Source organism: Corallincola spongiicola (assembly GCF_004284785.1).
GTDB lineage: Bacteria > Pseudomonadota > Gammaproteobacteria > Enterobacterales > Neiellaceae > Corallincola > Corallincola holothuriorum.
This window is the reverse complement of sequence record NZ_SHLY01000002.1, coordinates 338865-351683: the sequence shown is the minus strand read 5'-3', so window position 1 is coordinate 351683 and position 12819 is coordinate 338865. Positions and strand designations below refer to the sequence as shown.

The window sequence follows — 12819 nt, the reverse complement described above, 5'->3', positions numbered from 1 at the left end:
CCATTCGGAGAGCATCAACTCACGCTAGGTGTTGACCCCAATATCCCCGGCGGCGCAAGGTTTACAGGGTAACCTTCAAAAACTAATCTTTCTTACCCGTGATAGCGCGGAATACGCCACCAATGGCAACTAAAGCCAGCCACCAAAACTTTTTCAACAGCAGCAAAAAACCGGCAATAGCACCCGTTTTTGCCGCCAGTTTGCCGGCAACAAGCGCACCTAAGCCATAAGCTGCTACCTCATCATAGGAGGGGTCAAAATCTTCGTAACGATGACCATCAACGAAGTTCACCATCGCCAGTACGCTATCTAAACTGCCATTGATCTGATCAAGTTGGTTCATACCAGCAACAAAATTCATCTCCAGCACGCCTTTGCGACCTAAGCTGCGGATGCTGTAGTTCAGGGTATGATTGGGATCGTGGTCAAACTCCAGCTCTTTCGCCCAATAGAGTTGATGACGACTTTTGTCGTAGTAAGGCCGAGCAGCCCAACCGACTAAATCAATTGAGCCATAACCTGCTGCTTCGCGCTCACCGCTCTCTGACCGGGTATCCGCCTGCATCTCTTCTAACAGTTCGTCATAATCAATGTTGTAGGCATCTTCATCAGAAACGTAACCATCTTCTTCAAATGAGATGACAACCGCCCAGGAATCCTCGTCCAGCGGAGTCTGCCCAGCAGGCAACAACATCCCCAAAGCGCCAGTGCCTGGCGGGTTTCCCCAAGCCTCGCTGAGCACACGCTCGGCGTCTTGCGGATCGAGATAATAGAAATCATCCGACACATGAAGTCGAGCCATGCTGCCCGGCAACAGAATCTCGCCGGTTTGCGGATCCAGCGATGATAAGAACTCCGAAGACCATGCCAGATAAGCCTGATCTTCAGCACTCAACATCTCATCTTGAGCAAGCAAAGTGCAGGGTAAAACAGATGCAATAAAACAGAGGGCGGGTATCAATCTCATTTTCAATTCCTTTTTAAAACAGCGAGACAGAAATAGGGTGCCTAAACCCTTAAGTGGATGTTCTGACTAAACAAAAAGCGATGAAAGTTAGCCACCTGCAGTCGTTTATACAGCGCAAAACAGGTTAAATTTACCGCAAGAACATGCTAATTAATCTGATTAAAGATAAGAAGTGGGTGTTTTAAGCCTGTTTTTCTAGCAAGAGAACCGGCAAGTGCGATAAATAGAGGGAGAAACCTCCCTCTGCAAGATAGATAAGGCGGGAAAGCCTACTGCAAATGCTCTTTGGCATAGGCATCAAACTCGGTAAAGCCACCAACATGTTCCTGATCGATAAAGATCTGCGGCACCGTTTCTACCGGCTTACCAACCGTTTTTTCTAGATCGGCCTTACTGATCCCCTCTTCATGAATATCGATGTAACGGAACTTAAAGTCGTCACGATCCTCAGTTAACTTCTCCGCTAACTCTTTTGCCCGCACACAGAAAGGACAGCCTGAACGTCCAAAAATCACCACAAACATAATCGTTCCTCGCAATTAACCAATATATATCCAATGACCGCAGCACCCTGTCGGCAATATGTTAACGGCCGTCCTGATCATCGAGAAAATTAGAGAACTCTTTTTCGTATAGATGAAACAGCACCAAGGTAATAGAAAAGATCAGTGGCCCATATAATAGCCCAATCAAACCAAATACCTGTAAGCCACCGAGCAAGGAAAAGAACACCACTACGGTACTCATCGATGCCCCTTGCATAAACAAAGGCCGCAGGAAGTTGTCAATAGAACCAACGACGACAACGCCCCACACCACCATAAAGATGCCCCAGCCAGTCTCCCCTGTGACAAACAGGTAAATCGCGGCTGGTACCCAAATTAAGGCGGTACCGACAAAGGGGATCAACGACGCAAATGCCATCATCGTCCCCCAGAACAGCGCTGGAAAACCTGCCATCCATAGACCTATGCCACCAACAAAGCCTTGAGTGATGGCAGTCAACAATGAGCCCAGTAAGGCTGACTTGCTGACCTTTTTAATATCAGCCAACAACGCATCTTCCTGACTACGCGACAAAGGTAAGGCGTGGCGAAAAAATCGGATCAACTTCTCATGATCTCGCAGCACAAAAAACAGTACGAACAGCATCAGGGTAAAGTTCAGAAAAAACGTGGTGATACTGCCCAGCATGGCGGTAGAGATGCCGACAAACTGTTTACCCATACCACTGCCAACATCTAATACTTTAGCCTTGATGGTTTCGGGATGCAGGGCGTCTTCAGGCAGTAGCTGGCCAAGTAGTTGCTTTATCTTGATCACCCAAGGGTGACCCAATAGCTGGTGGACATTGCCACCGTCAGCCCACTCTCGCACGGTACTGGAATAACTGACGCCCTGTTTAAGGATCGCTATCATCACCAAAATCGACGGAATAAGCAGCACTAAAGAGAGCAACAGACAACTGACAATGGCTGCACTGTTCTTGCGGCCATTGAACTTTACGACCAGCCAATCATGGGCAGGAACGGTGAGCATACCGATCAATAAAGCCAAAATAATCGGCTGTATATAGGGTTGGATCAGCGCATAACTCGCATACAAGGCAACCGCTAAAAATATCAACAGCACCAAGCGATTAGAGCGCCCTTCAAATAGGTTTGTCACAGCAACATCCCTGTGAGGAATCAGATAAGTAAAACCACTATAGCGAGCGACCCAATTCGTCACAATGAGTTAGCCAAGAAGATGGGGCAAAGGTCTCACCCCTTGAGCAAGCTCGAGGTGCAAGTGCACGGAGAACAAAAGAGGGCTTTCAGTATGGCGGAGGAAAAGATAAAGCATTCAGCGGAGCGCAGGAGCGGGAGTGATAAAACGATATTAAGCCGCACTGACAAACAAGGAGTCATCGATTTCAGCCAAAGCCACTTGGATCACCTGCTTGGCTTTACAAGCACAGTTGCCACATTGACTGGCAACGCCCATCGAACGTTTCACATCAGCCAAACGTTGAGCACCGTTTGCCACGGCTTCTTTCAGCTGAGTATCAGTAATGCCATGACAGATGCAAACAAACATAAACGCCTCCAAACTTCGATGAAGGCAAATGTAATCTAAATGCGAATCGTTATCAATGCCATTTTGTTGATTTAGATCAGTCATTGGTTATAAGTCCTGCAAGCAAAAAAGGCAGGGAAGAGCTCCCTGCCTTGTCATCTTCGCAGAAGTTCAACTAGAACTGATAACGGATCACTGCGCGAATATCTTGCGCATTTTTTACCGGTGGCGGCATCCCCATCATCTGGGCCATCTGCCAAGCATCGTCAATACGCATTGGCGTGCCGGTGGCATTGCCAAAGAAACCGTTACTGCCGGTATAGTCGTAATCGATGTAGGTATAACGCAGTTGCAGTGTCAGCGCCTTATCCACCAGCGGTAGATTGTAGTAGGCCTCGTAGGCATCGCCACGTGCGGCGATCTTGGAGCCTATCATGGTGTCTTCACCATAGGTGAACGAGCGCCAGTATTTGGAACCGTGATTGAACTCAAAACCAAACGAGTCATCGTCGAAGAAGCCCGGTACATTGACCCCTAACCAATAGGAATAGCCACGCTCATCTTCTGTTGATCCCAACATCGCCATATCACTGTTGGGATCGGTCTGCGACATAGAAACAGAGGCAAACAGACGGGTGCCGTCGAGGAAATCATTAATAAACTCCCCCACCCCGTTCATCTCGGCTGACAAGGTAACGTTATTCAGATCACCGAAATCATAGAAGGTCTGCTCACCTGTCATCATGATGTCATTCATATCGAGACCAATCATGTTGTTGGCATGATATGCCTGCAGTTTCACATCGTATTGACCGTCGTTATAGGGGGTAAAGATAATGCCCACCATATCAATGTCGTCGGTTTTGTCTGGATCTTTGGCGTAATCGGTTCCCGCTGGACTGAAACGGGAAGTAGCATTGCTCAATCCCCGTCCCGCACAAAATTTCAGAGCATTACCTGTGAGTCCAGTCAGCTCTTCCAACCGCAGATTCAAGCTCAGGCCATCAAACTCGACGTTGATTGAGTGACCCAGCGGTGAGTTGGCTTTGTCGAACCCTTCGCGGTGATTAGCGAGAAAGCCAGTGGTCGAAGGACGCCGACCCAAACTGAATGTCCATGGCAGCTGCTCATTACCGAAGAAGGCATCCCCCAAATAGAGGAAATAGGCTTGTTTCACCTTAATGGTGTTGTCGTCTAAGTTTTCACTCACCACCCAATCAAAATCCGCATAGCCTGATTCGTTACGTTGGTTATGCATGGCGGTATCGCCAAAGGCTTTGTTGTAAGCCAACTGTCCACGAAACAGCAGCTTTTCGTTATACTGATAGCCCATATTCAACCACAAACGATTAGCCAGTAAGTCATCGTTTGAGGCGGTCGAACCATCCGCCAACTCATACTCAATGTTGTCCATCGACACACGATAATCGACACTGAAGTTAAGATGATTTCCGCCAGTTTTTTTCTGTAACTCGCGCACCTGTTGCTTGAGTGCTTCAACATCATCGTTCAGATCCGCCATCGCGGGCATAGAAAGCCCTAACAGCACGGCGGCAGCCACACCAGTTAATCTCTTCATTGGAAAACTCTCTTATTGTTTTTATAGGCCGGCTAGTTGCAGTCAGCTAATTCACCACTGTCAGCCGCATACTTGATGGCAAAATCAGCGACATCCGGGGCGATCTTTTGAAAGGTGTCACTTTCCAAAAACTCTTGTGCTTGCGGGTACTGCTTGGAGAATTTCTTGATGAACTTCTTACCGTCATTTTTAAAGAAGCGCTTCCACTCGACTTTCAGATGTTCTGACGCAAACTCCTGACCATTGATTTCAAAATAGGGACGCAAATACTTGAGGTAATACTTTTTACCTTTATCAGCATCAGCGTGGGCACTGAACGACAGCATCACGGCAATCATTACTAAGACTATTTTTTTCATCTCTTTAACCTCTTAACCAATCACAAATGTATGTTCTATTTCCGGTTCTCAAACACTGCTAAACCTCTTCCTTACCGGTGATCATCGCCCGCAGATGGGAGGAGATCCTTTTACCGAAGGTGATCATGTACAGGTGGATCACCAGAAAACTGAGCAAGGAATAGGCATTAAAGGTGTGTAGCCATGCCACCCAATCAATGCTCTGCAACCAACCGGCCGCGCGTAATTCAGGGAAGAAGAAGTAAAGGCAGCCGGTGGCAACTTGTAACGGCAACAACCCGAACACGATCCCCAGATAACCAGCTCCCTGCAGCGGATTGAACTTCTGTGCCGGTGTCATGTCATGGGGATGTGACTCACCCTTGAATACGCCAAGCAGATAGAAACGCACGGTGGCGCCAAGTCCCTCCAGTCGCGGCAGATACTGACGCCACTCCCCGGAAGTGAAAATCCAGGTGAATGCCAACACAAGTAACACCGCCCACGAGAAGCCAGCCCAATCATGCAATGACACGGCATCAGCAAAACCAAACAAGCGGAAAAAACCGTGCAGCTCAAATCCGGTCACGATCAGCAGCAACACCATCGCCGCCTGCGCCCAATGCCAGAAACGTTCAAATCTCTTAAAAATGACAACCACAGCACTCATGTTGTTTTCCTGACTCAAGAAGTTTTGGCATTATTAACGGCACGACGCCGTGCCGACAGATAGCGATAGCCACTATGGCCAGCCACACCGAAAAGGCCGCCAAAAATAGCCAGGGAACCGAAGGCGTCGACCAGCGAATGGGAATCTCGTCCCAGCAGGTAGAAATCGTTCAACCCCGCCAAGCGCCCCTGTTGCTGGTGACATTCAATGCAGTCCACCGCTTGCTCACCGGGCGCCACCATATGTTTGATAGGCCAGTAGCCATTGGTCTCGATAAACCCGTAACTGCCACTGAATTCAACATGGTTATTGTCAGCCCCTACCTGCAACGCTCTTTGCCAATCAAATTCAGTCCAAAATGCACCGGAGCCTTTTTTGCCATAGAGCTTGATCGGCAAGATGCGATTAAATTCAGTGTCATAGGGTTGTTTGCCGCGATGGATCTTAAATGGCCAGATGCGGGCATCCTGATCACGGTAGTCACCGGTCGGCGGGTTAATATCAATAGGGGCAGCCATCGGATCGATGACGTCCTGTAGAGTTTTCTGCTGCAGTTCACCTTTGTACCAGCGATACTCTGGCACCACATTTTTACCCCAAGTAAAGGTGCCTTTCTTCGACATATAGCGATGGGCTTCCACACCGTCGAACAGCGCATCTTCAGAGAATGGCTTGCCATCTTTCAGCTGACCCGCGGTGGACCAATCCCAACTCAATTTGGTCAGGTAAGGGCCTCGGGCCATCTCCGGAATATGGCAGGAGGCACACGCTACCTTGGCGGTGTGGTTGTCGAGTTGCCTTTGATCGTGGGGCTTGTTGCCGTGACAGGACTCGCAGGAGAGGTTTTTGCCATCACGCTCGGCGCGTCCCATATCTAATTGGTGATCAACAAATGCCACCTTGCCGTTGTAACGTCCGGCGATCTCATGGCCACTAGTTTTATGACAGGTTTGGCAACTGAAATTGAGCTTGTCACTGCTCATGTGCACATCAAGTTCATGCACTGGGTCAACCAATGACATGTCGGTGTCGCCATGTTTTACACCGTTACCTCCGCCCCCGTTGGCATGGCAAGAGAGGCAATTTTCTCGCTGTGGTTGGCCGACATTCTGTGCCACACGGCGCAGATCCACGGCGGGGATCAGTTGACCACCAATCAAGGTATCTTCGTAGTAAGGGTGGCCAGACATGGCCGCGGATTTTTTATAGGTGCCCGTAGTGTCATGACACACCAGGCAATCGACATTCTCTTCCGCTTCAAAGTCGAATTTATCATTACGCCAACCATAGCCAGCGTGACACTGAGTACAGCTCTCATTACCGCGGGCAGCGACACAATAATTGTTAAAACCGTTCTCGCCTTTGCCTACCATTTTGCCGTCTACTTTCGCAGCCCAACGCCAATGAAATGAGTCATGTACCTGTTCAGCGGCTTCGGTATGGCATTCCAAGCAGGCTTCGGTGACGTCCGGAGCGTAATCAAACGCCTGATCCAGTTGTTCAAATTTGCTGTGATCGGCAGTCATTGCCGCACGAGGTTTTGGCGTACCATCAGCTTGTTCATTGGCCAATACATTGGTTAAAACCAAAAGCAATACGCTGGCAAACAGCAACAACCCTTTAATTTTCATCCCACCTCACCACTCACGATGTCGATATGCTGTTTCTGCGGTGGCTAGGATCGCTACTCAGCAGATAACGATCGGAAAATTAACATGGGGGTTACAAAGGAAAGGCGGGTTGAGATCAATATAAATAGTGAATTGCGTATTTTCTTAATTAATTTATTTCGAATGTGACTTGGTTAACAGCCGTTTATTCGATAGGCAAAGAACGGGGTTGTCGTTAATAACATTTAGGGAGGTGTCATTTCGGGAAAAACAGATGAGTCAGCAGGCATCTGCCTGCGAACTCATCCCCGAATAGGTCTAAGTGAAGCGTTTCGCCAACCACAGTCCGATTGTCATCGCTACGACAAACAGCAGCAGCTGAGTTCCGGCAAAACTGAGGGAGGCTAATGCCGGGCCAGGACAAAGCCCGACCATACCCCAACCGACACCAAACAGGGCAGCACCAGACACAAGGCGACGATCAATCTGTTTGAACGCGGGCAGCTTAAAGCTATCACTGAACAGTGGCTTAGCGGTGCCAGACGAATCATCCGCAGAACGCTCCACTCTCGGTTTAACCAGCAGAAAATACCCCGGCAGATACACTAACAGTGCACCGCCCATCACCAACATCAGTGAGGGATCCCAGTAGCCAAACAGATCGAGAAAACCAAGCACTTTCGTTGGATCCAACATCTGCGAAAATGCGAGACCGACACCAAATAGCAACCCCGCCAACAGCGCCGATAAACATGACTTCATCAGAGGCCTCCAGCAATCACATTGAACTGGTTGATAATCACGACCGTGACGATGGCGCTGACCATGAAGGTGACCGTGGCCACCAGCGAACGCGGTGATAAGCGGCCAATCCCACAGATGCCATGACCCGATGTGCAACCAGAACCCACGCCCGTGCCCAAACCCACCAGCAAACCGGCAGCCATGAGCCAAAGGACGCTATGCTTTGGAAAAATCGGCAATTCACCGCCGGCCAATTGCCACAGCTGCGGACCAAGTAACAAGCCAGCCAAAAACATCAGGCGCCAGCGTTTGTCAGCCATCGACAGTGAAAACAAGCCACTGAAGATGCCACTGATACCGGCTATTCGCCCATTGGCGAGTAGCAACCAAAGCGCTGCCGTCCCAATTAGCATGCCCCCCAAGAGTGCACTCACCGGAGTAAAGTTTGCCATATCGATCATCAGGCTACTCCCCTTCAACCACCAGCGGTGTCGCTTGACGACAGCCTTTAAACATCTGCCAGGTTTTAAAGCCACCGGTCAGATTTTTCGCTTTAAAGCCACGGTTTACCAACATGCGATAAGCCACATGGCCGCGCAAGCCGACCTGACACGCCACCAGATATTCGACCGTCGGGTCCAGTTCAGTCAGACGATCACGCAGTTCGTCCACCGGAATATTAATGGCGCCGTCGAATGCCCCCACGCGCTCTAATTCAGCAGGAGTGCGCACATCCAGTAATTTCTGCTCTGCAGTTATTGCAGCGAGTTCTTCGGCAAAACAAAGCTCTGTGTCACCCCGCAGCCAGTTCGCCGCGACAAATCCGGCCAGATTGACAGGATCTTTGGCCGAACCGTAGGGCGGCGCATAACACAGCTCAAGTTCTTCGAGATCAAACACGGTCATGCCAGCACGCTGCGCCACCGCTAGTACGTCGATGCGCTTATCAACGCCTTTTTTACCTAACGCTTGGGCGCCAAGAATTTTGCCTTCATCAGGGGTAAATAGCAGTTTGAGACTGATCTGCTCAGCCCCCGGGAAATAGGAAGCATGATCCATCGGGTGCACATACACCTTGCGGTAGTCGATCCCTGCGCGGCGCAGAGATTTTTCGTTCATACCCGTGGCAGCAACCGTCAGATCAAATACCCGACATACCGCCGTACCCTGGGTCTTGGTAAATGCACGCTTGGCGCCCAACGCATTATCAGCAGCGATCCGCCCTTGCCTGTTAGCTGGCCCTGCCAAAGGAATAAGCGCAGGCTTGCCACTGACCCACTCGGTGATCTCTACCGCATCCCCCACCGCCAGAATATCGGGATCAGAGGTACGCATTTGCTCATCGACCTGAATGCCGCCACGCTCACCCAACGCAAGCCCTGCCGCTTTCGCCAATGCGGTTTCCGGGCGCACGCCGATCGCGAGGATCACGATCCCGGTCTCCAAATCACTGCCGTCAGAGAGCGATAAAGTTAAGCCGGTATCCGTCGCCGTCACCTTGGTTAATCCAGCGTGCAAACGCAGATCGACACCATGTGCCTCCAGCTCACTGTGCAGTGGTGTCGCCATTTCGATATCAACTGGCGCCATTACCTGACCGGAGAGCTCGACCAAAGTGGTCTCTAAACCACGCTGCCGTAACGCTTCAGCTGCCTCTAGTCCAATAAAGCCGCCGCCAACCACGGTGGCATGGGTTGGCCGTTGTTGCTCCAATATCCGCATAATGCGGTCCATATCCGGAATATTGCGCATGGTCTGAATACGGTCATCACTGATCCCTTCAACGTCAGGGATAAATGGAGCCGCTCCGGGACTCAAAATCAAAGTGTCATAGTCAACAAGATAGCTGGTGTTCTGCTGCGCATCCCGCACCGTGATCTGCTTTTGTTCGCGATCAATGGCAATCACGTCTGAGTGCAATCGCACCTCGACATTAAAACGGCGCTTAAAGCTTTCTGGGGTTTGCAACAGCAGAGCATCACGCGACTGAATATCACCACCGATATGATATGGCAGACCACAATTAGCAAAGGAGATATAAGCACCACGATCCAGCATGATGATCTCAGCATCTTCCGACATTCTACGCGCCCTTGCCGCCGCAGACGCACCACCAGCCACACCACCCACTATCACAATACGTTTCATCTCAACCTCACTGATTGCGATCTTGTTCACCATGATCGCATCGATTATTTACTGCCGATTAATCGGCGCTTGGGCAGAAGACATCGTGCAGCGCATTGATCACCGTTGCCACTGAGGGCTGGGCAATACGATAGTAAACTGACTGCCCCTCCTTCCGGGAAGAGACCAGTCCAGCATGGCGCAATTGCGCCAAGTGCTGAGAAAACGCTGGCGCAGACATACCGCTGCCCTGTTGTAGCTCAGCGACAGAGTGTTCCTTTTCAATCAACCGGCACAAGATCAGCAAACGCTGAGGGTGAGCAAGCTGTTTGAGAAAGTCGGCCGCTTGCTGGGCATTTGCTTTCATCTGTTCGATATCATTCATGGGCGTCAGTAAACCATATTCGGAGTAGATAGTTAAGTAATTACGCAACTAATTAATGACCAATTAGTCCTATCCCATCATAGTACTCAAGATAAGGTATCGATTAAATGACTGATAAATCTGTCATCTGGGTTAATAAAAATCCCCCTAAGCTGTGGAAACTGATTAAACTCTTAATTGTCACACCAAAACTGCTTATTTGATCGGAAAAACAATAAGGTAACCTGTTATGTCACAAACGGATCTGCAAGCTGATCGTCAGTTCACAAAGCGCGCCTTAGAAGCAGCAATACGTATCGCTGCCGTATTCTTTATAGCGTCATGGTGTTACGACATCATCAAACCCTTCTTGGCTCCCATCATCTGGGCCGCCATTATTGCCGTTGCGGTAAAACCCGTCAGTGACTGGATCGAAGTAAAAACCGGCTTAAGCAGAAAGTTAACCGCCACTCTGGTAACTGTGAGCCTACTCGCCGCCCTCATTGCTCCGGCAAGTATTGTCGCGGATAAGATCACTGAAAATATTCAGACCGTGTCAGCGCAAGTCGAAAAAGGGGAGTTCGACCTGCCTAACCCAGAGGAAAAAGTGAAAGAGTGGCCACTCATTGGCGAGAAAGTCCACGCAGCCTGGGATGATGCCGCCAATAATTTAGAAGGCTTTTTGAAAAAGCATGACACGCAAGTCAAGGAAGCAGGTCGGGTAGTCTTTAGTAAAGCCGCTGGCATTACTGTTTCACTGCTTGTCATGGTGTTTTCAATCATCATTGCTGGTGTTTTTCTTGCTGGGGCTGACGGCTCGGAACGTTTTGTCACACGCTTATCGAAACGCTTAGCTGGGGAAAAAGGGGCCAAGTTCGCCAACCTTGCGAGCGTGACGGTGAGAAACGTGACCCGCGGCATTCTCGGCGTTGCCATCCTGCAAGCCCTATTAGCAGGCCTAGGCTTCTATCTGATCGACCTGCCTGCAGCGCCGCTACTGGCACTATTGGTGCTGGTCATGAGCATCATCCAGATTAATCCGCTGCTACTGATGGTGCCTTTAGCCATTTATGTATTCTCCTTCGCCTCACCCGTGGTTGCGGTTATCTATATGATATGGAGCATCGCTGTCGGACTGATGGACAACGTATTGAAACCGTTGATCATGGGTAAAGGCTCACAGGTACCTATGATGGTGATATTTCTTGGTGCCGTTGGAGGCTTTATCACCATGGGTTTCGTCGGACTATTTGTCGGTGCGGTGATTATGGTGTTGGGATATGAGTTGTTTAGCGCCTGGCTGAGTGACAATCAAGAAACCACATCGAACTCAAGCACAGAGAAGACACTGGAGCAACCTTCAGAAAGCTAACACAACCCATATGAGAAGGATGGTACACCTTGGTCTCCTAGCCTAACGAGACTAAGGTGTAACCATTTTGATGTTCACTATCAAGCGACTACCAACACGTAGCACTATATTAATAACATATTTCAATTAAGGCTGGTGATCGCCTCATCTTTATGAAAACTTAACGCTATTTCCTCCTGCGACTGCTCGCATGGAAACAAACCAAGACTAATAGGCCCCGTTAGGCTTAAGTAATTTTTAGGAACCCGTGAATGAGTAAATTACTGTCGATCTCCTTTTCGCTGTTAATTGGCGTAACGTTGCTTGCCGGCTGCATCGCCAAACCAGATGTATCAGCGACCTATTCTGGTTTCTTAGGTGATGCTGAAGATTACGCCGTCTTAAAGCCAGTCAAAGATGAGCAAGGTAATGTAATCGCGATGCGTTACCTGCACCCCTCCTTCGACCTAGCCGCCTATCAGCACATTATGATCCAACCAGTGAAGTTCTACCTAAGAACTGACTTAGCGCGGATGACGACGCTTACTGAAGAACAAAAACAGGAGATAGCCTCCGTATTCGAAGCCAAATTAATGGCAGCGGTCAATGGCCAGTTCACCCTAGTCGACAAACCTGGCCCTGGCACATTGATTATTCAACCAGCCATTTCAGGGGTGGCAATCGCACGCCCAGATATGGCAGGAAAAGACTATCTCCCTATCGGTTTCGTGGTTCGAAGCTTAGGAGAAATGAGACAAACTGCCGATCAAGTATCAGTAGTATTTTTTGAAGGAAAATTCTTCGATGGTGAAACTGGTTTACGTGTCGGTGCCCTCGTAGAAGGCCATCAAGGGCGAACTGTCGCGCGAGGAGAACCACTGACGATCGAAGATCTAAGGCCTGCGTTAGGATACTGGGCTGGGAAATTGGAAAATGCGCTGCATGAAGCCTCCAATGGCACCTTAGACAGCACGAAAGCCGATAGCCAGTAACACAAAAAGAGCTACGCCC

14 protein-coding genes are annotated in these 12819 nt (G+C 49.6%); 2 read left to right on the top strand and 12 right to left on the bottom strand.

All coding sequences use genetic code 11. The features are described from left to right. Nucleotides 1-82: 82 nt before the first annotated feature. From EXY25_RS07305 to EXY25_RS07250, 12 genes are all read right to left on the bottom strand, one after another. Entirely contained in the window at nt 83-967 is an 885-nt protein-coding gene (locus EXY25_RS07305) for a DUF2167 domain-containing protein (protein ID WP_130566264.1), read from the bottom strand. A gap of 269 nt (nt 968-1236) precedes the next feature. Then, complete coding sequence (locus EXY25_RS07300; protein WP_114336971.1) at nt 1237-1491, bottom strand: GrxA family glutaredoxin; 255 nt, start codon at nt 1489-1491, stop codon at nt 1237-1239. A 61-nt stretch (nt 1492-1552) separates the two neighbouring features. Further along, nucleotides 1553-2635: an AI-2E family transporter gene (locus tag EXY25_RS07295; RefSeq protein ID WP_114336970.1), complete on the bottom strand. Its 1083-nt coding sequence runs from the start codon at nt 2633-2635 to the stop codon at nt 1553-1555. Nucleotides 2636-2848: 213 nt separating this feature from the next. Next, nucleotides 2849-3046 carry a (2Fe-2S)-binding protein gene (locus EXY25_RS07290; RefSeq protein WP_114337373.1) on the bottom strand — a complete coding sequence of 66 codons (198 nt, stop codon included), beginning with the start codon at nt 3044-3046 and terminating at the stop codon, nt 2849-2851. A 154-nt stretch (nt 3047-3200) separates the two neighbouring features. Then, nucleotides 3201-4604: a DUF3373 family protein gene (locus EXY25_RS07285; protein ID WP_114336969.1), complete on the bottom strand. Its 1404-nt coding sequence runs from the start codon at nt 4602-4604 to the stop codon at nt 3201-3203. Nucleotides 4605-4636: 32 nt separating this feature from the next. Then, on the bottom strand, nt 4637-4963 hold the full coding sequence (locus tag EXY25_RS07280; protein ID WP_114336968.1) for a hypothetical protein: 327 nt from the start codon (nt 4961-4963) through the stop codon (nt 4637-4639). 58 nt (nt 4964-5021) lie between these two features. Next, nucleotides 5022-5612 carry a cytochrome b/b6 domain-containing protein gene (locus tag EXY25_RS07275; protein ID WP_130566263.1) on the bottom strand — a complete coding sequence of 197 codons (591 nt, stop codon included), beginning with the start codon at nt 5610-5612 and terminating at the stop codon, nt 5022-5024. A gap of 14 nt (nt 5613-5626) precedes the next feature. Next, nucleotides 5627-7243, bottom strand: coding sequence for a tetrathionate reductase family octaheme c-type cytochrome (locus EXY25_RS07270; protein WP_130566262.1), 1617 nt, complete (start codon nt 7241-7243; stop codon nt 5627-5629). Between the two features lie 297 nt (nt 7244-7540). Beyond that, on the bottom strand, nt 7541-7984 hold the full coding sequence (locus EXY25_RS07265; RefSeq protein ID WP_114336965.1) for a YeeE/YedE family protein: 444 nt from the start codon (nt 7982-7984) through the stop codon (nt 7541-7543). Further along, complete coding sequence (locus tag EXY25_RS07260; protein WP_114336964.1) at nt 7984-8427, bottom strand: YeeE/YedE family protein; 444 nt, start codon at nt 8425-8427, stop codon at nt 7984-7986. Before EXY25_RS07260 ends, EXY25_RS07265 begins: the two co-directional genes overlap by 1 nt. 4 nt (nt 8428-8431) lie before the next feature. Continuing rightward, entirely contained in the window at nt 8432-10114 is a 1683-nt protein-coding gene (locus EXY25_RS07255; protein WP_130566688.1) for an FAD-dependent oxidoreductase, read from the bottom strand. 58 nt (nt 10115-10172) lie between these two features. Continuing rightward, complete coding sequence (locus EXY25_RS07250) at nt 10173-10526, bottom strand: ArsR/SmtB family transcription factor (RefSeq protein ID WP_213014111.1); 354 nt, start codon at nt 10524-10526, stop codon at nt 10173-10175. Between the two features lie 181 nt (nt 10527-10707). Between EXY25_RS07250 and EXY25_RS07245 the strand changes: the two genes are divergently transcribed. Together EXY25_RS07245 and EXY25_RS07240 are read left to right on the top strand one after the other, a co-directional pair. Next, nucleotides 10708-11829: an AI-2E family transporter gene (locus tag EXY25_RS07245; RefSeq protein WP_130566261.1), complete on the top strand. Its 1122-nt coding sequence runs from the start codon at nt 10708-10710 to the stop codon at nt 11827-11829. Nucleotides 11830-12080: 251 nt separating this feature from the next. Next, entirely contained in the window at nt 12081-12800 is a 720-nt protein-coding gene (locus EXY25_RS07240; protein ID WP_130566260.1) for a DUF3313 domain-containing protein, read from the top strand. The last annotated feature ends 19 nt before the right edge of the window (nt 12801-12819 follow it).